The 22,687-nt window shown below is 62.0% G+C and carries 20 protein-coding genes; 12 read left to right on the forward strand and 8 right to left on the reverse strand.

The window, feature by feature from the left end; translation table 11 throughout:
• Positions 1–67 precede the first annotated feature (67 nt).
• Positions 68–346, reverse strand: a complete 279-nt coding sequence (locus CRO18_RS13975; RefSeq protein WP_076484661.1) for a DUF1153 domain-containing protein — start codon at positions 344–346, stop codon at positions 68–70.
• Between the two features lie 128 nt (positions 347–474).
• Here CRO18_RS13975 and mnmA point away from each other — a divergent pair, with 128 nt between their 5' ends.
• Complete coding sequence (mnmA, locus tag CRO18_RS13980; protein WP_097082598.1) at positions 475–1,635, forward strand: tRNA 2-thiouridine(34) synthase MnmA; 1,161 nt, start codon at positions 475–477, stop codon at positions 1,633–1,635.
• Complete coding sequence (locus tag CRO18_RS13985; protein ID WP_143128653.1) at positions 1,602–2,174, forward strand: SH3 domain-containing protein; 573 nt, start codon at positions 1,602–1,604, stop codon at positions 2,172–2,174. The genes mnmA and CRO18_RS13985 overlap by 34 nt, the downstream gene beginning before the upstream one ends.
• 49 nt (positions 2,175–2,223) lie before the next feature.
• Here the strand turns inward: CRO18_RS13985 and CRO18_RS13990 are convergent, their stop codons facing one another.
• Together CRO18_RS13990 and CRO18_RS13995 are read right to left on the reverse strand one after the other, a co-directional pair.
• Entirely contained in the window at positions 2,224–2,676 is a 453-nt protein-coding gene (locus CRO18_RS13990; RefSeq protein ID WP_076484658.1) for a DNA polymerase III subunit chi, read from the reverse strand.
• Between the two features lies 1 nt (position 2,677).
• Entirely contained in the window at positions 2,678–4,144 is a 1,467-nt protein-coding gene (locus CRO18_RS13995; protein WP_076484657.1) for a leucyl aminopeptidase, read from the reverse strand.
• Positions 4,145–4,306: 162 nt separating this feature from the next.
• Here CRO18_RS13995 and lptF point away from each other — a divergent pair, with 162 nt between their 5' ends.
• Genes lptF through CRO18_RS14030 form a run of 7 tightly spaced genes read left to right on the forward strand, consistent with a single transcriptional unit; the run spans position 4,307 to position 12,568 of the window.
• Entirely contained in the window at positions 4,307–5,443 is a 1,137-nt protein-coding gene (lptF, locus tag CRO18_RS14000; RefSeq protein ID WP_076484803.1) for an LPS export ABC transporter permease LptF, read from the forward strand.
• Entirely contained in the window at positions 5,440–6,540 is a 1,101-nt protein-coding gene (gene lptG, locus CRO18_RS14005; RefSeq protein ID WP_076484656.1) for an LPS export ABC transporter permease LptG, read from the forward strand. The genes lptF and lptG overlap by 4 nt, the downstream gene beginning before the upstream one ends.
• On the forward strand, positions 6,540–8,735 hold the full coding sequence (locus tag CRO18_RS14010) for an LPS-assembly protein LptD (RefSeq protein ID WP_249276072.1): 2,196 nt from the start codon (positions 6,540–6,542) through the stop codon (positions 8,733–8,735). The genes lptG and CRO18_RS14010 overlap by 1 nt, the downstream gene beginning before the upstream one ends.
• A gap of 43 nt (positions 8,736–8,778) precedes the next feature.
• Positions 8,779–10,020 (forward strand): peptidylprolyl isomerase, encoded by a 1,242-nt coding sequence (locus CRO18_RS14015; protein ID WP_170952684.1) that lies wholly within the window; start codon positions 8,779–8,781, stop codon positions 10,018–10,020.
• Entirely contained in the window at positions 10,017–11,015 is a 999-nt protein-coding gene (gene pdxA / locus CRO18_RS14020) for a 4-hydroxythreonine-4-phosphate dehydrogenase PdxA (RefSeq protein ID WP_097082601.1), read from the forward strand. Before CRO18_RS14015 ends, pdxA begins: the two co-directional genes overlap by 4 nt.
• Positions 11,016–11,054: 39 nt before the next feature.
• Complete coding sequence (rsmA, locus tag CRO18_RS14025; protein ID WP_076484653.1) at positions 11,055–11,897, forward strand: 16S rRNA (adenine(1518)-N(6)/adenine(1519)-N(6))-dimethyltransferase RsmA; 843 nt, start codon at positions 11,055–11,057, stop codon at positions 11,895–11,897.
• Positions 11,897–12,568: a glutathione S-transferase family protein gene (locus CRO18_RS14030; protein ID WP_097082602.1), complete on the forward strand. Its 672-nt coding sequence runs from the start codon at positions 11,897–11,899 to the stop codon at positions 12,566–12,568. Before rsmA ends, CRO18_RS14030 begins: the two co-directional genes overlap by 1 nt.
• Before the next feature lie 54 nt (positions 12,569–12,622).
• Here CRO18_RS14030 and CRO18_RS14035 read toward each other — a convergent pair whose 3' ends face one another.
• From CRO18_RS14035 to CRO18_RS14055, 5 genes are all read right to left on the reverse strand, one after another.
• The gene (locus tag CRO18_RS14035; RefSeq protein WP_097082603.1) at positions 12,623–13,450 is read right to left on the reverse strand and encodes a DUF4167 domain-containing protein; all 828 of its coding nucleotides are present in this window, start codon (positions 13,448–13,450) and stop codon (positions 12,623–12,625) included.
• Positions 13,451–13,739: 289 nt separating this feature from the next.
• Positions 13,740–14,570, reverse strand: coding sequence for a peptide chain release factor N(5)-glutamine methyltransferase (prmC, locus tag CRO18_RS14040; protein ID WP_170952685.1), 831 nt, complete (start codon positions 14,568–14,570; stop codon positions 13,740–13,742).
• Entirely contained in the window at positions 14,567–15,622 is a 1,056-nt protein-coding gene (gene prfA, locus CRO18_RS14045; RefSeq protein WP_097082604.1) for a peptide chain release factor 1, read from the reverse strand. Before prfA ends, prmC begins: the two co-directional genes overlap by 4 nt.
• Positions 15,623–15,712: 90 nt before the next feature.
• Entirely contained in the window at positions 15,713–17,083 is a 1,371-nt protein-coding gene (locus CRO18_RS14050) for a hypothetical protein (protein WP_097082605.1), read from the reverse strand.
• A gap of 1 nt (position 17,084) precedes the next feature.
• A complete protein-coding gene (locus CRO18_RS14055) occupies positions 17,085–17,930 on the reverse strand; it encodes a hypothetical protein (protein WP_097082606.1) in 846 nt (281 codons plus the stop codon).
• 149 nt (positions 17,931–18,079) lie between these two features.
• Here CRO18_RS14055 and CRO18_RS14060 point away from each other — a divergent pair, with 149 nt between their 5' ends.
• The 3 genes from CRO18_RS14060 to CRO18_RS14070 all read left to right on the forward strand — a co-directional run bounded on the left by CRO18_RS14060 (position 18,080) and on the right by CRO18_RS14070 (position 22,615).
• Positions 18,080–20,404 (forward strand): glycosyltransferase family 2 protein, encoded by a 2,325-nt coding sequence (locus CRO18_RS14060; protein WP_097082607.1) that lies wholly within the window; start codon positions 18,080–18,082, stop codon positions 20,402–20,404.
• A 14-nt stretch (positions 20,405–20,418) separates the two neighbouring features.
• Positions 20,419–21,480, forward strand: a complete 1,062-nt coding sequence (locus CRO18_RS14065) for a glycosyltransferase family 2 protein (RefSeq protein ID WP_097082608.1) — start codon at positions 20,419–20,421, stop codon at positions 21,478–21,480.
• Between the two features lie 199 nt (positions 21,481–21,679).
• Positions 21,680–22,615, forward strand: a complete 936-nt coding sequence (locus CRO18_RS14070; RefSeq protein ID WP_076484800.1) for a hypothetical protein — start codon at positions 21,680–21,682, stop codon at positions 22,613–22,615.
• Positions 22,616–22,687: the final 72 nt, after the last annotated feature.

Raw genomic sequence — 22,687 nt, forward strand, 5'->3', positions numbered from 1 at the left:
CACTTTTGACCTTGGCAGCAAATGGTTAACGCCCAGTTACTCTCACATATTTTATCCAGAATGCAACCTAAAGTTGTCTATATTTCTGGATTGCCGTAACCTTGAGACCCGCAATTCCGTGTTTTTTCACGGCATCGGTCCAAATGTCGAACTCTTCATCCGACAGACCATACCGCTCTAACACTTCAGAGCGCGTAATCAACCCAAAGGTGACCGCTTGCACGATCGTTGCTTTACGCGACGCCACCCAACGGCGCGTTTCTTTCGGCGGCAGGTCAGCGCGGGTCAAAATTGTGCCATCGGGCAGAGTGACCGCGCGCGGACCGTCGACTTTTTTCAGATACATGGGCTCACCCCCAACTTCCTTGATGCGCTGCAGTCTGCGCGGGCGGGGCTTAACGCTGGGTTTAGGTCGGGCTTGAGAAAGGATCGCATTTTCCTATATTTCGTCAGTCTGGTTAAAGGACTGTTTGCATGCCGAAAGATCTGGAACTGAATTCGCTGGGCCTGCCCAAGGCTCCGGCTGATACCCGCGTCGTGGTGGCGATGTCGGGGGGCGTCGATAGTTCGGTCGTGGCCGCGATGCTCAAAGACGAGGGCTATGACGTGGTCGGCGTCACGCTCCAGCTTTATGATCATGGGGCTGCCCTTGCCAAGAAGGGGGCCTGCTGTGCGGGACAAGATATTCATGACGCGCGCCGGGTGGCGGAAGCGATGAGTTTCCCCCACTATGTCCTTGATTATGAAAACACTTTCCGCGAAGCGGTGATCGAGGAATTTGCCGATGCTTACTTGGCTGGCGCAACGCCCGTGCCCTGCATTCGCTGCAATGAGCGGGTGAAATTCAAAGATCTTTTGGAAACCGCGCGCGATCTGGATGCCGATTGCATGGCGACGGGCCATTACATTCAGCGCAAGATCGGCGCGAACGGGGCCGAGCTTCACGCCGCCGCAGATGCCGCGCGCGACCAAAGTTATTTCCTGTTTTCAACCACGCAAGAGCAGCTCGACTTCTTAAGATTCCCGCTCGGCCATCTGCCCTCGAAGGCAGAAACCCGTAAACTTGCAGCGAAATACGGTTTGGTTGTCGCCGACAAACCCGACAGCCAAGACATTTGTTTCGTGCCTTCGGGCAATTATGCCTCTGTCATCGAGAAGTTGCGCCCCGGCGCGGCAGAGCCCGGAGAGATTGTCGACCTTGAAGGCAAGGTGCTTGGCACGCATCGCGGGGTGATTCACTACACGATCGGGCAACGCCGGGGCTTGGGCATTGGCGGGCTCGGCGACAACCCGCTTTATGTCGTGCGGCTGGAGCCCGATACGCATCGGGTGATCGTGGGGCCGAAATCGGCGCTCTCGACCGCGGTGGTGCCGGTGCGCGAAATCAACTGGCTGGGCGACACACCTTTTGACAGCCAACCCGAATGGCATGTGGCGGTGCGAATCCGCTCGACCCGGGCGCCGCGCCCGGCCATCATTCGTCCGATCAGCGCGACCGAGGCCGAGGTGGAATTGATGGAACCCGAAGAAGGGGTTTCCCCCGGTCAGGCTTGCGTCTTTTATGATCCAGACAGCAGCCGCATTTTCGGGGGAGGATGGATATGGAAAGGTTCGTCGGAGCAGCCCTTGCGCTAAGCCTTTGGGCGAGCGCTGCCGCAGCGGGGCCACTACATGTATGTAGCCTCAACGCGTGGACGACCGACCCGGACCCGGCGGGGCTGAATGTGCGCACGGGGCCGGGCACGCAATATCCAATCATTGCAGTGCTGCCCCCGGTGCAACGCTATGGGCGTCAGATGACGCTTGGCACCGAAGTGAGCATCACCGGCGCGAAAGATGGCTGGATGCGAATCGAGGCAGCTTGGTTTGACGATTACGGCATGGGCGGCGATGATCACGCGCCGGTGCAACAGTTGTTTTCCGGCGAGGGCTGGGTCTCGGGGCGGCTGGTGAGCCTGTTGCTCAACCGCGACCGACTATTTGCCGAACCCTCCCGCGCGGCCCCGGTGGTGGCGCTCTTTGATGAGATCGGGATGGGCCCCGATGCAGTCGAGGTCACGCGACTGCGCGATTGCTTGGGCGATTTCGTGAAGATCGAAGGCAATTACGCGGGGCAAAAAGTGGCGGGCTGGGCCGATTGGACCTGCGCCAATCAGGTGACCACCTGCCCGTGAGGATCTGAGCCCCAACGGGCGTGGGCGGCGCGCTCAGACCGAAAGGCGCCTACTTCTCGGCCTTCTTCTGCCAGCGCCCGTCTTCTTCGGCCCAATATTGTGCTTGCACGCCTGCGCCCGTGAGCGCGCGCCATTGATCGCGCGCCACCTGCACGGCGGGTTCGCTTCGCCCATCAAACAAAATCCAAACGCGTTCAAGCGCGGCGACCTCCTCGGGGGTGACAGGCGCACCTTCCAGCGTCATCACCGCTTGGCGGCCTTGGCTTTGCGGCGCGGTGGTCAGCAAAACGGGCTGCAAATCATCATGCGGCCCGCCAGCCATGCCATGTGGGAGAAAGTCTTCCTCGGCCCCGAGCCAGAGCTTTTGGTCAAACCAATCCATCCGCGCCGGGTCTTGACCGCGCAATTCCACCCGCCACCCCTGCCCCAAAGCGCGGGTCAAAAGGTTGGTCACAACCACCTCAATCGGCGATTGCGTGACATGGTAGAAAAGCGCGGGCATCTTAGCTTTCGTATTTGTTGCGGATCAGCCGGTCGAGCGTCATCACGCCCCAACCCGTCGCGCCTTTGGGCGCGAGTGTGGTTTCACCGGGCGGCAACGCGACACCGGCAATATCAATATGGCACCACGGCACATCGTCTTGCACGAAGCGCTTGAGGAAGGCGGCGGCGGTGATCGAGCCGCCCCAACGCCCGCCGGTGTTTTTGATATCGGCCAACCGCGATTTGATCAGCGGATCATAGGCGGGCGTCAGCGGCATCGGCCAGACCCCCTCGCCCACTTGCTTGGCAGCCTCAAGCACATTGCCCGAAAGCTTTTCATCATTGGTGAAAAGCCCAGCATGTTCATGGCCCAAAGCGACGATGATCGCGCCCGTCAGCGTGGCAAGGTCGATCACTGCCGCCGGTTGGAACCGATCTTGCGCATACCAAAGCGCATCGGCCAGCACCATCCGCCCCTCGGCATCGGTGTTGATCACCTCGATCGTGTCGCCCTTGAGGCTTTTGACAATATCGCCGGGGCGCTGCGCGCGGCCATCGGGCATGTTTTCGACAAGCCCGACAATGCCGACCACATTGGCGCGGGCCTTGCGCAGCGCGAGCGTGCGCATCACGCCCGAAACCACAGCCGCCCCGCCCATATCCATCGTCATCTCTTCCATGCCCGCCGCGGGCTTGATCGAGATGCCGCCCGTGTCAAAGCACACACCTTTGCCCACAAGGGCAAGCGGCGCGGCATCGGCCTCCCCACCATTCCAGCGCATCACCACGACTTTAGACGGGCTTTCCGAGCCCTGCCCCACGGCCAAAAGCGCGCGGAAGCCAAGCTGCTCAAGCTCGTCTTCATCAAGGATTTCCACCTCGAGGCCCAACTCATGCATCGCCGCCAGACGCGCAGCAAAGTCATCGGTGGTGAGGATATTGGCCGGTTCATTGACCAGATCGCGGGTAAAAAAGACCCCCTCGGCCAAAGCCGCATGCGGGGCAGCTTCCGCCGCAACCGCTTCGGGGTTCGTGACCATCAGCGTAACCGGGCCGAAAGGTTTCTTTTCTTCGCTATGATAGTCAAACCGATAGGCACGCAGCGCCAAACCAAACGCAATCGCGGCTGCGCGCGGATGGTTTTCCGCCACGATCAGCGCGCCCTTTTCAGTCAGGCGCTTGGCAACGCAAGCCCCCGCCTTTTGCGCATCGGCCTCGGCCGCTTTTTTGTCGAGCTTGATGAGCGCAAGCGACTCGCAGGCCAGCCCGCCCGGAAAGCCCAGATCAAGCGCATCCCCCGCGCCCAGCTTTTCCCAGCTTTCCGACGCCAAGGCCCGGCCCACGGCGCCACGCGTCAAACGATCAAGCTTGCGCCCCATCGGGCCAAGTTTACCCTCGGCAGGGACGATCAGCGCAAGCCGACCTTCGCGGGCGGCCAGAGCATCGGCATCGGGAGCTTCGAAACGGAGGGCGACGGGGTGGATCATGGCATTCCCTGCATCAATCTTCGGTTTGCGCTAAAGCCTAGAGCCTGAAACGCCGCTTGTATAGCGCTCGCCCCAAGTTTGGCCGAATGCGCCCACAGCCGGGGCTTTCCCCGGCCCGCATCCCGCGCTAGAGAGAGTGAAACATCCGGGGGGATGAAGGATTTGAAACGACTGGACCGATATCTTCTGTCCCAGCTCATGGCGCTCTTTGGCTTTTTTGCGCTGGTGCTGGTGTCGGTCTATTGGATCAACCGTGCGGTGCTGCTGTTTGACAAGCTGATTGCCGACGGACAGACCGCTTGGGTCGTGCTCGAATTCACGGCACTCACCCTGCCAAACGCGATCCGTCTTGTGCTGCCGGTCGCGGCTTTCGCCGCCACGCTTTACGCGATCAACCGGCTTTCAGGCGAATCTGAGCTTGTGGTGATGCAATCTGCGGGCGCCAGCCCGTGGCGGCTCGCCCGCCCGGTGGCGATGTTTGGGCTGATCGTGGCGCTGATGATGCTCGTTTTGGTGCATGTGCTCGTGCCCGCGTCGAAATCGCGCCTTGATGCGCGCCAAGCGCAGGTTTCGCAGGATCTGACGGCAAAATTCCTGACCGAGGGCAGCTTTGAAAGCCCCGCACCGGGGCTGACGCTGTATATTCGGCAAATCTCTGAGCTTGGCGAATTGCTGGATCTGTTCCTTTATGATGCCCGCTCGCCGGGGCTCGAAACGATCTATACGGCAGAAAAGGCGCTGATCGTGCCCGCCGAGGCGGGGCCGAAACTTGTCATGTTTGATGGCGTGGCACAGACGCTGCGCAAGCGCGATATGTCGCTTGCCCAGACCCGTTTTGCCAATTTCACCTATGATCTGGCCTCCGCGCTGGGGCCAAATCGCGGCTTCACGCCTAATCTGGATACGGTGCCCAGTTGGAACCTGATCGCGCCGACGCCCGCGCTTTTGTCCGTGACCGGATCGACGGAAGCTGAAGCCCGGCTGGAGCTTCACGACCGTTTGGCGCAGCCGTTGATGGCCCCTGTCGCCGCGCTTCTTGCTGCGGCGGCGATGTTCTTGGGTGGGTTTTCGCGCTTTGGGCTTTGGCCGCAAATCGCAGGCGCCTTGGTCGGCCTGATCGGGTTGCAGACGCTTGTCAATGTCGCCACGTCGGCGACCCGCGCCAATCCAGAGCTTTGGGCGCTCGTTTATGTGCCGCCGCTGATTGGGCTTGTGGCGGGATGTGCGCTTTTGTGGTGGGCCGGGCGCCCGCATCCGCACCGCTCTCGCCGCGCCCCCCAAGCGGAGAGCACGGCATGACGCTTTCGCTTTACATCGCGCAGCGCTTTTTGCGCGCACTTGGGATTGTTGCGGGCGCCTTTGCTGGCGTGCTGTTTTTGATCGAGATCGTCGAGAAAATCCGCTCGATCAGTGCCGAGCAAGGCGGGCTGGCCGATGCCGCCACGCTTGCCGCACTGAGCCTGCCGAAAACGCTCTATTCGATCTTTCCGCTGATCACTGTTCTGGCCGCGGTGGTGCTGTTCTTGGGGCTTGCGCGTTCGTCAGAGCTGGTTGTGATCCGCGCAGCGGGCCGTTCGGCGCTCCGCATGCTGATGGCCCCGGTGATGGTGGCGCTTTTGCTGGGCGTGGTTTTGGTGATGGTCGGCAATCCGATCGTTTCGGCAACAACGCAGCGCGCCGAAGAAATTGAAGGCCAGATGCGGGCCGAAGGAACGCAGACGATCTCTGTCAGCCGTGAAGGGATCTGGATGCGCCAAGGCACCGCCGATGGCGGGCAGGCGGTCATTCATGCGCTGCGCGGCAACACCGATGCCACCGCGCTTTATGATGTGACTTTCCTTGTTTTTGATGCGGAGCGCGGCCCGATCCGCCGGCTTGATGCGGCTTCGGCACAGCTTGGCCCCGGCGCTTGGGATTTGCGCGACGCGAAAGACTGGCCCTTGGGCACCTCCACCAACCCGGAGCGCGACGCGACGCATCACGACCAGCTTTTGCTGCCCTCGACCCTGACCGCGAAAAGCATTGCCGATAGTTTCGATGCCCCCTCGGCCGTGCCGATCTGGGAATTGCCTAGCTTCATTTCGGCCTTGGAAGAGGCGGGCTTTTCCGCAAGGCGCCATTTGGTCTGGTTGCAGGCAGAACTGTCGCAACCGCTGATGATGGCGGCGATGGTGCTTCTTGCGGCGGGGTTCACCATGCGCCATGCGCGCTTTGGTGGCACCGGCGGGCGCGTTTTGATGGCGCTTTTGGCGGGGCTTTCGGTTTTCTTCTTGCGCAATATGGCGCAGGTTCTGGGCGATAACGGGCAGATTCCCCCGGCCTTGGCCGGATGGGCTCCGCCCGCAATCGCCGCGATGCTGGCGCTGGCTTGGCTCTTGCAACAGGAGGAAGGATGATGGCCCGCGTGCCCTCTTGGACCCGGACCACCGCAGCGCTTGCGCTGATCGGGATGACCGCCTCTTTCGCGCCACTGCATGCGCAAGATTTGCCCGCCATTCCACCTGCAACGGCGCCGGTTTCCGATGCCGCCACGCTTCTGGCCGACCGCATTCGTCTTAATGCCTCGAACGAGATCATCGCAGAAGGCAATGTGGAGGTTTACTGGCACGAGCATCGCCTGTCCGCGACGCGCCTTGTCTATGACCAAGCCAAAGACCTTCTGACCATTGAAGGCCCCATTCGCATGGTCGAACCGGGCGCAACCGGATCGGTGATCGTGGCCGACCAAGCCGAACTGAGCCGGGATCTGCAAAACGGGGTGATGCTTGGCGCGCGTATGGTGCTGTCGCGCGAGTTACAACTCGCCGCCAATAGCCTAGAGCGCCAAGATGGCAACCGCACCATTTTGCGCCAAGTGGTGGCCTCCTCGTGCCGCATTTGCGCCAATGACCCCACACCGCTTTGGGAAATCCGCGCCCGCACGATCACTCATGAACAAGCGCAGCAAAAGCTGATCTTTGACCAAGCGCAGTTCCGCGCCATGGGCGTGCCGCTTTTGTGGCTGCCAAAACTGCGCATGCCCGACCCGACGGTGGAGCGGATGAGCGGCTTCTTGCAGCCCGAATTCCGCACCACCTCGCTACTCGGACCCGGGTTGAAGGTGCCCTATTTCATCACCCTTGGCCCCTCGGCGGACCTGACCGTTACGCCCTATTTTGCAAGCGGCCACACCAGCACGCTGGGGCTGCGCTACCGCCGCGCGCTCGATTGGGGGGCCTACCAGATCGAAGGCGCAGTGAGCCGAGATTCGATCCGCCCCGGCGAAACGCGCGGCTATTTGTTTGCCGATGGCCAATTTGCGCTGCGCAATGATTTCAAGCTGAGCTTCCAACTGCGCACGGTGTCGGACCAATCCTATCTGCTCAATTACGACGTATCCGATGATGACCGGCTTTGGTCTGGCCTGACGCTGCAACGCGTGCGCGCCGATGAGGTGGTCTGGGCGCGCGTCGGCAACACCTACAGTTTGCGCGACGGCGAGAGCAACACGACCGAGCCGATGCTGTCAGGCGATGCAAGCTGGACCAAAGTGTTTCACCCGAACACGATTGGTGGCGAGTTGACCTTTACCACAGGGCTGCACGCGCATCTGCGCGGTTCAAGCGAGGAGCTTGATCTCGACGGCGATGGCATGGCCGATGGCCGCGATATGCTGCGGCTTTCGGCTGTGGCGGACTGGCGGCGCAATTGGCTGTTGGGCGGGGGGCTTATCGGTGCGGTTGAAGGGCAACTGGCCTTTGACAGCGTCGCCGTGCAAGAAGATGATCAGTTCAGCGGCAATCATCTGCGCAGCCTGCCCTCCATCGGTGTGGAATTGCGCTGGCCGTGGGTGGCCAGTTCCGGCCGCGCCGCACAGGTCATCGAGCCGGTGGTGCAACTGATCTGGGCGGGCAAAAACGTCAAAGACCTGCCCAATGAAGACAGCTGGCTCACCGAATATGACGAGGGTAATTTGTTCTCGCTCTCGCGTTACCCCGGCGCCGATCTGCGCGAGCAAGGCGCGCGCGCAAACCTTGGCCTGAGCTGGACCCGGCACGATGCCTCCGGCTGGTCTTTGGGGCTTACCGCGGGGCGGATTTATCGGCTGGATGACCTCGGCCAATTCCCTGCGGGTTCTGGCCTTTCGGGCAAGCGTTCGGACTGGTTGCTTGCCACGCATCTGAGCACGGCAGGCGGCTTGCTGCTTTCGAACCGCGCGCTTTTTGACGAAGATTTCGACTTCGCACGCGATGAATTGCGCATGGCGTACTTTGGGGACAGCACACAATTCGCGGCGGGCTATCTGTGGATGGAAGCCACGCCCGCCAATGTCAAAACCTCGGAATTGCTGCTGGAATCCGGGTGGGATTGGACCCCCGGCTGGCGCTCCACCTTCTCGACGCGCTACGATCTGACGGTGGACCGCGCCGCGCGCGCCGCATTCGGGCTGCAATATGCCAACGAATGCGTCACCGTCGATCTTTCTCTCTCGCGTCGGTTCACTTCCTCCACTAGTGTGGAGCCCGAAACCGACTTCGGCCTTTCGGTGCAGCTTGCGGGCTTTGGCGCGCAAAGCAGAACCGATGGGCCGACACGGGTCTGCAGACGCTAAATGCGCCGCGGCCACCACGCATGACGAATGGAAGACGGAACGGATGAAACGGCATTTCTCCTTGCTTCTCGCACCCCTGCTGGCCCTTTCGCTGGTGACGGGCGCGGCCCCGATGGCACAGGCGCAATCTTCGCAATTCGCCCCAGTGATCCGCGTCAATAACCTTGGCATCACCGGCTATGAAATCGCGCAACGCACGCGCTTCATGGAGCTGTTGGGCGCCAAAGGCGATATCCGCAAACAAGCCGAAGATGCGCTGATTGAAGACCGTCTGCGGATGTGGAAAGCCCGCGCCGATGGGATCTCGCTGGCACCGGGTGCGGTGCAACAGGGCATGAGCGAATTTGCCGCCCGCGCAAACCTCACGGCGGAAGAATTCGTCAAGGCGTTGGGCCAAGCCGGGGTGGATGCCCAGACCTATCGCGATTTTGTGGCTGCCGGGATGATTTGGCGCGAAGTGGTGAAAGCGCATTTCGCGGGCCGCATTCAAGCGACCGATGCCGATGTGGCGCGCGCGCTGGCGCTTGAGACGCCAAAACCGGAAATGACGCAAGTGCTGCTCTCGGAAGTGATCGTCCGCGTGGGTGGTGGCGGTGAAGCCGAAGCCATGGCAAAAGCCCGCCGCGCCTCGGCCGCTCGCACGGAAGCAGAATTTGCCGAGGTGGCGCGGGAGATTTCTTCTTCGACCAGCTCGCGAAAAGGTGGTCAGCTTGACTGGATGCCGATCGAGGGGCTGCCCGCCGAAGTGCGCGGGGCGGTGATGAACCTGCGTCCGGGCCGCACCACCGCGCCGCTGTCGATGCCGAATGCTGTCGCGGTGTTCTTTATGCGTGGGATTGATGAAGGTGGTGATGTTGCGCCCGGAGAGCAAGCCGTGGGCTATGCGACGCTGCTTTTGGGTGCCACCGGCACGGAAGAAACTGCAAGCCTCGCCGCCAAAGTCGCGGCGGATGCCAATACCTGCGATGATCTTTATTCCGTCGCGCGCGACCTGCCCGCAGAACGTTTGGAACGTGTTGAGGGCGCGCGTCGGGGCGAATTGCCCGCCGATGTTGCCGCGGCCGTGTCTCGGCTCGATGCCGGGGAAACCAAGGTGCTGCGCCGTGGCCCGAATGATGTGCTGGTGATGCTGTGCGACCGTGGCCGCGCCATCAACACCGCTTTGGGCGAAACCGGACCGTCGACCGATGCCGTTCGCAACCAGATCGTGAACCAACGCGTCGCCGTGATGGCGGATGCGCTGCTTGACGAGTTGAAAGCCGAAGCCGTGATCGTGCGGCCATGAGCAGATCAACCGCCGAAGCCCCGGTGATCTTGAGTTGTGGCGACCCGGCAGGCGTTGGCCCAGAACTCGCCGTGAAAGCATGGGAAGCGCTTGGCGCCGCCCTGCCCTTTGTTTGGATTGGCGATCCCGCGCATTTGCCCCGTGGCACAAAACTGCGCGAAATCGACCATCCTGCAGAGGCGATGACCCAAGCGGGCAACGGGCTTTGCGTGCTGCCTCATGCCTTCCCCAGCGCGGCGCTGCCGGGCGAGCCCAACTTGGAAAACGCGCAAGCCGTGATTGATGTGATCGCGCGTGGGGTGGCCTTGGTGATGCGTGGCGAGGGGTTGGCGCTGACCACCGCACCGATCAACAAACGCGTGCTCAAAGACGGGGCCGGGTTTAGCTTCCCCGGCCATACCGAATACCTCGCGCATCTCGCTGGCGGCGCAAAAGTGGTGATGATGCTCGCCTCTGAACGCGTCACCCCGCCGTGCCGCGTGGTGCCCGCCACCATTCATATTGCGCTGCGCGATGTGCCCACAGCCTTCACCCCCGATCTTCTGCGCGAGACGGTGCGGATCACCTCTGAGGGATTGCGCCGCGATTTCGGTTTGGAAAATCCACGCCTTGCGGTGGCAGGCCTCAACCCCCATGCGGGCGAAGGCGGCGCGATGGGCCGCGAGGAAATGGAGTGGATCGGCGCCGTGGTCGAAAGCCTACGCAAAGAAGGCTATGCCGTCACAGGCCCGCTGCCGCCCGATACGATGTTCCATCCCGCCGCACGGGCGCGCTATGACGGGGCGATCTGCTCCTATCACGACCAAGCGCTGATCCCAATCAAGACGCTCGATTTTGATGGTGGTGTGAATGTGACCTTGGGGCTGCCGTTCGTGCGCACCTCGCCCGATCATGGCACGGCCTATGATATTGCGGGCACCGGCAAGGCCAGCCCCGCCAGCTTGATTTCAGCGCTGAAGATGGCGCAGAAAATGGGCGCGGCGCGGCGCGGTTAAGGCCCGCGCGACGGAAAGCAGAAGAAAAGGAACCGGCTGATGGCGGCGATTGACGGGCTACCGCCCCTGCGCGAGGTGATTGCCACGCATGAGTTGGTGGCGAAGAAATCGCTCGGCCAGAACTTTTTGCTCGATCTCAACCTCACCGCGAAAATCGCGCGCTGTGCGGGCGATCTGTCGGGCTGCGATGTGCTGGAGGTTGGCCCCGGCCCCGGCGGGCTGACGCGAGGCCTTTTGGCCGAGGGCGCGCGCAAGGTGCTGGCGGTGGAAAAAGACAGCCGCTGCCTGCCCGCGCTGGCCGAGATTGCCGCGCATTACCCCGACCGGCTTGAGGTGCTGCAAGGCGATGCCTTGGCGGTGGATGTGACCGCCCATCTGCGCACGCCTTACAAGATTGCCGCGAACCTTCCCTATAATGTGGGGACCGAGCTTTTGGTGCGCTGGCTCACGCCGCCCACATGGCCCCCCGCATGGGACAGCCTGACGCTGATGTTCCAAAAAGAAGTCGCGCAGCGCATCACCGCCAAGGTGGGCGACAATCATTACGGGCGGCTGGCGATTTTGGCGCAGTGGCGCACCGATGCAAAAATCGTCATGCATCTGCCACCCGAGGCGTTTCAACCCGCGCCCAAGGTCCATTCGGCGGTGGTGCATCTCAAAGCCCTGCCCGCGCCCCGGTTTGAGGCCGATGCCAAAGTGCTGGAGCGTGTGGTCGCTGCGGGCTTCAACCAACGTCGCAAGATGCTTCGTGCCTCGCTCAAAGGCGTGCACCCGCGTATTGAGGCAATGCTGGAAGAGGCAGGCATCGCCCCCACCGAGCGCGCCGAACGGGTGAGCCTTGAAAAATTCTGCACCCTCGCCCGGCTTTTGGCGCGCGGCTGATGCTGGTGCTGCATTACGCCCCCGACAATGCCAGCCTGATCGTGCGCCTTGCACTCGAGGAGGCAGGGCTGGGCTACACCACCGCGCTTGTCGACCGATCCACCCATGCGCAGCAAAGTGCCGCCTACCGCGCGCTCAACCCGGCCGGGCGGATCCCGGTACTCGTCACCCCCGAGGGGCCGCTGGCCGAGACCGGGGCGATCTTGCTATGGCTCAGCGAACAGGCGCCGCAGCTTGCGCCTGCGGTGCCGCGCGGGCTGTTCTTGCAATGGCTGTTTTTCCTGTCGAACACCGCCCATCCGGAAATGCGGGCGCTGTTCTACCCCCATCTTTACGCCGACGAGGCGGGCCGGGCGACCCATCTTGCCCATACCCGCACGCGCTTTACCGCCGCGCTGCGGCTGATCGAGGCCGCCTGCGCCGAGCGGCCGGCGCTTTTTGCCCCGCCCTCGGTGCTGGGCGCCTATGTGGCGGCGTTTCTGCGCTGGTCGGTGCTTTACGCGCGTCCCGAGGGCTGGTTTGCGCTCGCCGATTACCCCGCCCTCGCGGCGATGGCGCGGGACTGGGAGGGGCGCAACTCGGTGGCGGCGCTGTGCCGGGCCGAGGGCATGGCCCCCGCCCCTTTCACCGCGCCCGCGCCGCCCGACCCGCCCGAGGGCGTGGCGCTTTGAACTGAAAACCGCGCCCAAATCGGGCGCGGCGCGGTTATTACTGAAAAGCTTGGCTTATTCTGCCGCAGGTGCCTCTGGCGGGGCGTCGGGCGCGGTTTTCTTCGCGCGCGGCGCACGCGGCTTGGGCGCGGCGCCTTCGGACTTCGGTTTGCGCGGTGCACGCGGACGCGACGTCTTGGCCGGTTTGGCCTCAGCCGTCTCATTTTCGCTTGCCTCGGCGCTTTCAGCCGGCGCTTCGGGCGCGGCAGGAGCCTCAGCACCCGTTTCAACCGGGGCGGCCTCAGGGGCCACACGACGGTTGCGCGGTGCGGAGCGCGGCGCTTCAGGCGCAGCCGATTGGCGCGCCTCGGGCGTTTCCACGAGACCCGAGCCTTCTTCGGTCACGCTTTCCGGCGCGGCAAAGAAATCGGGCATCATCACCGGAGCGCCGTCATAACGCGGCTGCTCGCCCGTGCCTTGCGCGGCGACTTGATCGCGCTCGCCACGGTCACGGTTGCCCTGTTGGCCGCCTTGACCACCCTCGTTTTGGTTGCGCGGGTTGCCGTTCTGGCCATTGTTTTGGCCGTTATTCTGGCCACCGTTTTGACCGTTGTTATTTTGGAAGTTGCGCTGCCGCTCTTCCTGTTCACGGGCCAATTCGCGCTGCGCTTCACCCAGCATGCGCGTGTAATGCTCGGCATGCTGCAAGAAGTTTTGCTCGGCCACGCGGTCGTTGCCCAACTGCGCGTCACGGGCCAGCGCCAGATATTTCTCAATGATCTGCTGCGGCGTGCCGCGCACCTTGCCTTCGGGGCCGGAGCTGTCGAAGACACGGTTGATGACATTGCCGATGCTGCGCTGACGGTTCGACTTGTTGCGCGAACGGGACTTGGAGGATCTCATGAGCCTGCGTCTGTTGGGCCCTTTAGGGCGGTGGTCTGGGCCGGGAACCTTGGAACGGGAGCCCGCCATCGGAGCAAGCCGCAGCCTGCGCTGCATTGACCGGATCCGAGGTGTAAGCTGAAGTCGTGCGGTGCGCGAAAGCGCCCCGGGCACAGCGCTGAGTAAACACTTCACGACAAAGCGTGCAAGACGGAAATTGCGTAAAACGGTTAAAAGGCGGCTGATTTATACTTTTAGGCGAGTTCCGGCCGACCCTAAACGCGTTTTGATCGGCGCGGAACTGCGCATTTTAGGGGCGGTGCGCCAAAACGACGCGGTCCCGATAGCCCAGATCAGGGCGCACTTCGCGCACTTCAAAGCCCTGCGCGGTCAGCATCGCACTGACCGCCGCCGCCTGGGTTGGGCCAATTTCGAGCGCCAACCGCCCGCCAGGGTTGAGCCGGGCAAAGGCCCCAAAAGCAATGGCACGGTAAGCCCCCAGCCCGTCGCCGCCGGGCGTGAGCGCTTGATGCGGCTCCCAATCGCGCACTTCGGGCGCAAGATGGGTCATTTCCTCTTCGGTGATATAGGGCGGGTTCGAAACGATCAGATCAAACCGCCCCTCGACCCCATGAAACCAATCGCCATGCACGAAGGCGGCGCGATCCATCAGGCTCAGCCGGGCCGCATTTTCTTTGGCCACGGTCAACGCCGCTTCCGAAATATCGGTGCCCACGCCTTTGGCCTCGGGGCTATCCGCAAGCAGGCTTAGCAAAACACAGCCGGTGCCCGTGCCAAGGTCAAGCACGCGCGCAAAGGGCTCTTCCAGCGCGACTTCCACCAAAAGCTCGGTTTCGGGGCGCGGATCGAGCGTGTCGCGGGTGACGCGAAACTCATGCTTCCAAAAGGCGCGATGCCCGGTGATTTGCGCCACCGGCTGGCGCGCTTCGCGCATCGCGAGATATTTCAGATAGTCTTTGTGGGTCTCTTCTGGCAACTCTTGATGGACAGAGAGATAAAGCCGCTCCGCAGGCACGGACATCGCATGCGCGAGAAGGCGGCGCGCATCGGTGGAGGCGCCTTCGATCCCTGCGCCTTCCAGCTGGCGCGTCCCCAGCATAAGCGCGATCTGTACCATCATCCGTCCATCTCCGAGAGTTTTTCAGCTTGGTCATGCGCCACGAGCGCGTCGATCACCTCGCCCAAATCGCCCGCCATAATCTGCGGCAATGCGTAGAGGGTAAGATTGATGCGGTGGTCCGTCATCCGCCCTTGCGGGAAGTTGTAGGTGCGGATGCGTTCAGAGCGGTCACCCGAGCCCACTTGCGCGCGGCGGCTATCGGCGCGTTCCGTGGCAAGGCGTTCGCGTTCCATCTCGTAAAGCCGCGCGCGCAGCACCGCCATGGCGATGGCGCGGTTTTGGTGTTGGCTTTTCTCGGATGAGGTCACCACGATGCCGCTTGGCAAATGCGTGATGCGCACCGCGGAGTCCGTGGTGTTGACGTGCTGCCCCCCCGCACCAGAGGATCGCATCGTATCAATGCGGATGTCGGTGGCGGGAATATCAATATCGACCTCTTCCGCCTCCGGCAGCACCGCGACCGTCGCCGCCGAGGTGTGAATGCGCCCGCCCGCTTCGGTTTCCGGCACACGCTGCACGCGGTGCACACCGGATTCGTATTTCAGCCGGGCAAAAACGCCCTCGCCTTCAATCCGGGCCATGCCTTCTTTCAACCCGCCAAGTTCGGTGGGCGTGAACTCCAGCCGCTCAAACCGCCAACCCATCTTTTCGCTATGGCGTTCATACATGCGCCAAAGGTCATGGGCAAAAAGCGCGGCTTCCTCGCCGCCCGTGCCGGGACGAATTTCCAAGATCGCGGGCCGCGCATCGGCGGCATCTTTGGGCAGCAGCGCAATGCGCAGCGCCTGTTCCATTTCGGGAATGCGTGCTTTGAGGCGCGGCAGTTCTTCCTCGGCCAAATCGCGCATCTCGGGATCGGCGAGCCAGCCTTCGGCCTCGGCCAGATCATCAAGCGCGGTGCGATAGGCCGAAATCTCCTCTACCACGGGGCGCAAATCGGAATATTCACGCGACAGCGCCGCGATCTCGCCGGGGGCAAGCGCGGAATTGAGTTTTGCCTCAAGAAATTCAAAGCGCGCCGTGATCTGCGCAAGTTTATCGAGCGGAACCATGCCTTCATCTGACCGAGTGAAGCGCCCCGGTCAAGGGCGGGGCGGAACACGGCTTTGGGAAATGGACGAATTGACGAGCACTCACCGCGCTCATGACCGCAACTGCATCATCGCCAACCGGATCGGGCGATTGTCGCCGCGCGCAAGCACCCATTCTCCCAAGCGGCGCGCAAGATCCTCATGGCCGCGTTTCAGCGCACGTTGGAACAATTCCCGCTGATAGCGCGGGAAATCGTGGCGCGCGCGCAAACGCCGATAGAAATCGACCTTGGTCAATGTCCCATCCAAAGCGCCCAGAATGACCGGGCTTAAAATCCCCATCTGGTTGAGGGTCGAGCCCAAGCGGTGCCCCATCAAGGGGGCGCGCAGTTTCATGACATTCGGGGCCTCGAAACGCGCCGCATGGGCCGCATCAAGCGGCTCATAGGGATCATAGAAAATAACCACCCGCCGCGCCGCCTGCGAAACGATCGCCGCATCGCCGTATTTGCCCGAGAAATCTGCGTCCCAAACGACTTTGTAGCGGGTTTCAAACGGGACGACCGAGCGGTCCACAGTTGATTGCGGCGAGATTGCCACCACATCCGCCCCCGGACAGGCGGCAGAAAAAGCGGCTGCCGCATAGCCCCCCATCGAGGCGCCATAAAAGACAACATGGTCAAATTGCGCGAAGAACCCCTCCGCCGCGAGCCGATCGAACTCCTCGCTCACCCACGGGTCGCGATACCACGTCCAGCCGCCCGCCATCACGCCCAGCATCGACCAGCCTTGCTTTTCGATGAACTCAAACCCCCAAGGGCGGCGGGTTTCACGCCGGACCATCGCAATATCAAGGTTGTCGAACGTGACCACCAACGTGCGCCCGCGCGGGATATAGAGAAAGCTATGCGCGCCATTTGCGGTGAAAAAACCGTCGCTTCCGGCAAGGTCTTGCGCAATTTCGGCCCACATGGAATCCGACGTGGGGGGGGGTGGCTCTGGGGTATAGCGCACCCGCATCACCGCTTTGCCCGCGCGCTCCCCCAGTTCGGCCAAAATTTCGGTTTCGCCGCTTTCCTTCAGAAACGGAAAGCTGCCGGAGCCTTTGCGAATATCGATCAACATCCGGCTTTCGGCATGCAGGGCACGCTCCAACACCGGGGCAAGATGCTTGACCTTGTGGCAATCGCCCCAGCCCTTCAGGTTCAAGAGCAAATCTACCGGGCGCAGATCACGCGCCCGATGCACCACACGGACCCGATCCGCTGGAATTTCAGCCGCCTCAAGTGCCGCCAAATACTCGTCCACCCAGGCCGAAGGCTGCGCGGGCCAATCGCCGTTTTCGGCCATGTCGATAAGGGTAATGTCACAATCCCAAAGCGCCTGCGCGGCGATCACCTCGGCCTGCGCACCGCCGCCCAAATCCGCAAGGCTTTCGACACGAGAAAGCCCAGCCTCATTCGCAATCTCTGAAGCGCGCATGTTAGTCTTCCGTGCTAGCAGCAGGACGGCGCAGCGGTGCGGCAGCCATGTCGATGCCATGCTTCTTGATCAATTGCCCGATCAACGAGCGGGGCCGCGCCACACCGTCAAACTTTTCGATCAACCGCGAACGCATCCTCCGCCCGTAAAAGTGGATCGAATAGGTATCGGGCTTGATATGGGTTTTCCAATCATACCCCGGACGCAGCATCAAAGCGCGGTCCGAATATTCAAACGGGTAAAGCGTCCAGATCGGCATCGCATGACGCACCTCCCCGGTTTCTTTCAGGAAATGCGTGATCGCATGTGGCCCCCAAACGCCCCACGGCATATCGCCAGCGTGGACGGGAGTTCCGGCGGCTTTCTTCTCTTCCAACTCGCGTTCATAGCGTTCGCCATACCAGCTTGGGATCGCATATTCGTCAGTGGTGAACTCCAAAAGCCGATGCAGGGTCTCGCTGTCTTGCGGCAAACCCAGCACACCGCCATTGATCCCCTCGGCACTTTCCCAAGCGTAAAAATGCCCGGTCTCGGTTTCAAAGGGTTTCACGCAATAAGCGTCGGTATCGGCCCAGATCGTGCGATCATTTTTTGCCAGCAGGTGATAGCGGAACAAGTCCGAATGAAGCGCGGGGCTATTGGTGCGCCCATGCCGCAAGAAATTGTCTTGCGAAAGCACCTCATTGGCATCCGCCATTTCGATCCCGTCGGGGGCATTGTCGATCGGCTCGTAGGAGTAGAGCTTCACGTGATGGCCCGCGTCGATGAAAGACTTCAGGCACAACTGCTCAAGATAGCTGAGTGACCCACCAATCCACAGAGCCGCGATCTGATACTCATGTGCCATGCGCGCCCTCACCCCATCTGTTTTCGCAAATCCCTCTAATTGCTGCATCTATTCACAAAGCGGAAAGCCCCGCAAATGCCTTTTCATCGCCCGCGCACATTTGCCTCGTGGCGGGGCTATGCTAGGAAGAACAAAACAAGGGGGCAGGAATGGCACAGCCAAAAGGGCAAATCTTGGCGCAGGAGATGGCGGGCGATGCATCCGTAGCGCCGCGCTTGCTGGAGGCTGTGGCTTGGCCGGAAACGCATGAGGGGCGGCCGGTGCGTGCGCTGCGGCTCTTTTTTGCGAACCCTTCGCGGGCGGGTCATGTGCCCACACAACCTGCAGGCTGTATCACCGTTTTGGAGCGGCGCGAGGTTTCGGGCGGGTTGATGGTGGTGGCCCGCGCCGAAGGAAACGGCCCGCTGCAGGTTGCGATTTGTGCCGAGCCCGAGGGCCCGGTGGAAATCGTGCCCGTTCACCCGGCGGCCCCCAGCCAAGACCTGTTTGCCGGGCTCAACTGCCTTTTGGCGCAACGGCTAGAAGAAAGCGCCGAGACGGTGGTGGATTGGCTCTCGTGGCATCATGATTACCACGGCGCGCAGGCGGCACTGGTGATTGATCGCTCGCCCCCAGACACGGCGGCACCCCGCGGGGAGGCTTTCGCCAAAGCAATCCGCAAAGGGTTGGCGGCGCGCGAGCTTGACATGGTGGTGGTGGTGCAAACCGCCCCCCTGCCCCTTGGCAAACCCGACACCGGCCCCGAAAGCCATCCGTTTCTGGCGCCCGATGCGCCGGGCAAGGACCGGATGGACCTGCCCGCCCATGACCCTTGGCGCGCGCCTTTGGGGCAAGGTCTTGTTTATGAGGCGGCCAAATGGCGCTATCTTGCACGCGCCCGTGCAGTGCTGACGCTTGATGTGACCGACCTGTTGGCGCCGCGCCCGAATGGCAAGCCCTCGGCCTTTGATGCCTGCACCACCGCGCGCTCTGGCGTGGTGCTTTTGGTCGGGCGGCGCATCTATCCGTGGCGCGTGCGCACCGGCCATCCTGAGAAATTCTCGGACCATATCTGCCGCCAGTTCGATGCGCGGCGCGGCATTGCGCGTTGGGGCGTGGCGCCGGAAAAGGCGGGGCTGGAGGCCACATGGCGCGCGGTGCGGGTGTCTTATGCCAAGCCCGACCCGAACACGATCTATCCGTTTTGGCGCGCCATGGGTCTACGCGTGCCGGGGCGTGCGGCCTCTGAACTTGCGCCCAAAACCTCGCTGATTGAAGACCCGCAACTTCTGGACTTGGCGACACAAGTCTGGGGCGCGAAGCCCATTCGCCCGCCGATCTCCGCCCCCAAAGCCGCGCCCAAAGCCGCGGTGGATGCGGGGCGCACTTGCATCGTGACAACGATGAAAAACGAGGGCCCGTTTATCCTCGAATGGATCGCCTATCACCGCGCCATCGGCGTGGATGATTTTCTGATCTACACCAATGATTGCAGCGACGGCACCGATACAATGCTCGACATGCTGGAGCGCAAGGGCATTTGCCAACACCGCGAAAACCCGTTCCGCACGATGGATCTCAAGCCGCAACATGCCGCGCTGCAAGCGGCGGAAAGCGAACCGCTCATTCAAAATGCGGGCTGGTCGATTTGCATGGATGTGGATGAGTTCATCGACATCAAAATCGGCGATGGCACTTTGCGCGCTCTTTACGAGGCGATGGGCGAGGCGAATATGATCTCGCTCACGTGGCGGCTGTTTGGAAATGGCGATGTGCATGAATATGAAGACAAATTCCTGCTCGAGCAATTCACCCGTTGCGCGCCCGAAATTGTCCGCAAGCCGCATCAGGCTTGGGGGTTCAAAACGCTTTTCCGCAATATCGACATTTATAAAAAGCTCGGCGTGCACCGCCCCAAGGGGCTGATCCCGGATCTGTGGGACCAAGTGAAATGGCTCAACGGGTCGGGCAAGCCGATGCCGAAAGAGATGTTCCGCAACGGCTGGCGCTCGACGCTGGAAACCTATGGCTATGATTGGGTGCAACTCAACCACTACGCCGTGCGCTCTGCCGAAAGCTTTTTGGTCAAGCGCGACCGGGGCCGGGTGAACCATGTCGATCGCGACCAAGGGCTGAACTACTGGTTTCGGATGAACCATAATACGGTCGAGGACCACTCGATCCAGCGGATGCTCCCGAAGCTGCAAGCGGAATGGGATCGGCTGATGGCAGACCCAGAGATCAAGGTCGCGCATGACTATTCGGTTGCCGCGCACCGGGCCAAAATCACCGAGCTGCGCGCGACCGAGAACTATGAGCGGTTCTATGGTGAGCTGTGTTCTGAGCGGTTCGAAAAGCTCTCGCGCCTGCTGCATCATTTTGGCTCAGCGGTCTTCAATGCGGGGCCGGGTGTCGTGCCTGAAGACCTGCATCTGCGCGATCTGCCGCCCAATTTCTTCTTCACCGTCGAACATAGCGGGGAGGCAGAACATTGACCCCCAAGCCGCCAATGCGGGCGCTGGCCATTTTGACGGTGAAGAACGAGGCAGCCTTTTTGCTCGAATGGCTGGCCCATCATCGCGCTGTGGGGTTTACGGATTTTCTGATCTTTTCCAATGATTGCACCGATGGCACCGATGCGTTGTTGGAGCGGTTGCAGGCGCTGGGCCTGATCACCCATGTGCCGAACCCCGGCCCTTGGGCCGAGGGGCCGCAATGGGCCGCGCTTAAGGCGGCCGACAAGCACCCGTTAAAAGCGCAGGCCGATTGGATGCTGTTTTGTGACATTGACGAATTCGTCAATATCCAAGTGGGCGATGGCACGCTTTCGGCACTTCTGAATGCCCTGCCCGAGGCGACAGCGATTGCACTGACTTGGCGGATGTTTGGCAATTGCGGCGTCGTGGATTACGCGGACCGTTTGGTGACCGAACAATTCCCCCGCGCCGCGCCTGCGGGCATGATTTGGCCTTGGCGCGCAGGGCTGATGAAAACGCTGTTTCGCAATGATGGCACCTATCGCAAGCTGGGCGTGCATCGTCCGCGCGCGCCAGATGAGAGCAAACTCCCCAAAGCGCGGTGGTTTGATGGCGCGGGCCGCGAATTGCCCGAGCTTTACCGCAAATCGCGCCTGTTCACGCCCTTGGGCGAAAACCCCTATGGGCTGGTGCAACTCAATCATTACGCCTTGGGCGCGATGCAATCTTACGTGCTCAAATGCGACCGAGGCCGGGCCAATCGCGAGGCCTCAACCTTCGATATAAGCTACTGGGTGGAGCGCAATTTCTGCACCGAGGAAGACCGCTCCATCGCCCGCTATACCCCCGCTGTGACCGAGAGGCTGGCCGAACTGCGCACCGACGCCGAATTGGACCGCTTGCACCGCGCGGGCGTGGCATGGCGGCAGGCGCGGTTTATGGAATTGATGGCCGAAGAACCCTATCGCGCGCTTTTCGGGCGGCTGATGCTGACCCCGCCTTCACGCCCCCTGCCCCCCCCTTTGGCGGCGCGCATGCGGGCCTTAGGGCTGGCGGCGGCACAGGCGCAAAGCGACTCTGCGCCGAAAAGCTGACGCAGCGGAAGCGCCAATTCGGAAACAATCGCTCCGCTTTGGCGCGACCGATGCTAAAACACTGACAATGCGCTGCATTTCCTTGTAAAACCCGCATTTCCGCCGCCAACACGTAGTGCTAGATTAACCTTATGAGGCCAAGGCTCGCTTTCAGCAGCAGGAGGCCCAATTGGACGGCGCACAAACGGAACATAAACCCATGCGGGATCTCGATGACAGCGGCTGGCTGGACCGGATCGAAGATCTGGGCGAGCTTGAAGGATATTTTGAGCCGCTCGGGCAATCGCATGCGGCGCTGTTTGCGGATCGCGGCCCGGTCCTGCTTGTGAGTTTTGAAACTCGTGCCACGATCCGTGCGCGCACCGATGATCAATTGCCGCTGGGCTTTGCCTTGGCCGAGGCCGCGGATCATTCGAGCCTCACGCTGATTGCCACCGAAGAAAGCTGGTTTCGCGACCCGGCGGTCTACGCTTATTTCGACCGGCTGGTGGATGAAGCCTTCTTTGAAGATTTCGACCGCGTGGTGTTTTACGGCGCGGGCAGCTGTGGCTACGCCGCCGCCGCCTATTCGGTCGCGGCACCGGGTGCGACAGTGGTGACGCTGGCCCCGCAAGCCACGCTTGATGCCCGTCTGGCAGGCTGGGATGACCGTTTCAGCCGCAAGCGTCGGCTCGATTTCGTGTCGCGCTATGGCTATGCGCCCGACATGCTGGATGGCGCCGGGCAAGGCTATGTGATCTTCGATCCGCGCCAATCGCTTGATGCGATGCATGCAGCGCTGATGGCGCGCCCGCAGATCACGCTTTTGCCCTGCCGGGGGCTTGGCGCACGGGTCGAAACCGCGCTTTATGAAATGGACGTGCTGGAACCGCTTATAACCCATGCCTGCGCGGGCAGCCTTGATGAGGCGACGTTCTGGCGGCTTTACCGCGCGCGCCGCAATGCGCTGCGCTATTTGCGTGGGCTGACCAATACGCTGGCGCAAATGCACCGCACCTTTCTTGAGGCGCTGGCCTGCCGCAATGTGGTGGCGCGTCTGGGCGGGCCGCGGTTCCGCAACCGGCTCACCGTTTTGGAAGCCGAGTTGGAAGCGCAAGGCCAACCACTGCCAAAAGCGCTGCACGAGCGCGTCTGAGCCTATTCGAGGCCCCCAAAGCCCCAAATCCCCAGAAAACATTGACAGGGCGCCGCACTGTGGCACCCTGAA

The sequence above is a fragment of the Rhodobacter sp. JA431 genome (assembly GCF_900217725.1).
Taxonomy (GTDB): domain Bacteria; phylum Pseudomonadota; class Alphaproteobacteria; order Rhodobacterales; family Rhodobacteraceae; genus Rhodobacter; species Rhodobacter aestuarii.

Bases quoted from the DNA above. Each gene is read 5' to 3' on its own strand.
- CRO18_RS13995 (WP_076484657.1), bottom strand. From the start codon at position 4,144: ATGATCCACCCCGTCGCCCTCCGTTTCGAAGCTCCCGATGCCGATGCT.
- mnmA (WP_097082598.1), top strand. From the start codon at position 475: ATGCCGAAAGATCTGGAACTGAATTCGCTGGGCCTGCCCAAGGCTCCG.
- prfA (WP_097082604.1), bottom strand. From the start codon at position 15,622: ATGGTTCCGCTCGATAAACTTGCGCAGATCACGGCGCGCTTTGAATTT.
- CRO18_RS14070 (WP_076484800.1), top strand. From the start codon at position 21,680: ATGCGGGATCTCGATGACAGCGGCTGGCTGGACCGGATCGAAGATCTG.
- CRO18_RS14010 (WP_249276072.1), top strand. From the start codon at position 6,540: ATGGCCCGCGTGCCCTCTTGGACCCGGACCACCGCAGCGCTTGCGCTG.
- CRO18_RS14030 (WP_097082602.1), top strand. From the start codon at position 11,897: ATGCTGGTGCTGCATTACGCCCCCGACAATGCCAGCCTGATCGTGCGC.
- CRO18_RS14065 (WP_097082608.1), top strand. From the start codon at position 20,419: ATGCGGGCGCTGGCCATTTTGACGGTGAAGAACGAGGCAGCCTTTTTG.
- CRO18_RS14050 (WP_097082605.1), bottom strand. From the start codon at position 17,083: ATGCGCGCTTCAGAGATTGCGAATGAGGCTGGGCTTTCTCGTGTCGAA.
- CRO18_RS13985 (WP_143128653.1), top strand. From the start codon at position 1,602: ATGGAAAGGTTCGTCGGAGCAGCCCTTGCGCTAAGCCTTTGGGCGAGC.
- prmC (WP_170952685.1), bottom strand. From the start codon at position 14,570: ATGATGGTACAGATCGCGCTTATGCTGGGGACGCGCCAGCTGGAAGGC.
- pdxA (WP_097082601.1), top strand. From the start codon at position 10,017: ATGAGCAGATCAACCGCCGAAGCCCCGGTGATCTTGAGTTGTGGCGAC.
- CRO18_RS14035 (WP_097082603.1), bottom strand. From the start codon at position 13,450: ATGAGATCCTCCAAGTCCCGTTCGCGCAACAAGTCGAACCGTCAGCGC.
- rsmA (WP_076484653.1), top strand. From the start codon at position 11,055: ATGGCGGCGATTGACGGGCTACCGCCCCTGCGCGAGGTGATTGCCACG.
- CRO18_RS14055 (WP_097082606.1), bottom strand. From the start codon at position 17,930: ATGGCACATGAGTATCAGATCGCGGCTCTGTGGATTGGTGGGTCACTC.
- CRO18_RS14015 (WP_170952684.1), top strand. From the start codon at position 8,779: ATGAAACGGCATTTCTCCTTGCTTCTCGCACCCCTGCTGGCCCTTTCG.
- CRO18_RS14060 (WP_097082607.1), top strand. From the start codon at position 18,080: ATGGCACAGCCAAAAGGGCAAATCTTGGCGCAGGAGATGGCGGGCGAT.
- CRO18_RS13975 (WP_076484661.1), bottom strand. From the start codon at position 346: ATGTATCTGAAAAAAGTCGACGGTCCGCGCGCGGTCACTCTGCCCGAT.
- CRO18_RS13990 (WP_076484658.1), bottom strand. From the start codon at position 2,676: ATGCCCGCGCTTTTCTACCATGTCACGCAATCGCCGATTGAGGTGGTT.
- lptG (WP_076484656.1), top strand. From the start codon at position 5,440: ATGACGCTTTCGCTTTACATCGCGCAGCGCTTTTTGCGCGCACTTGGG.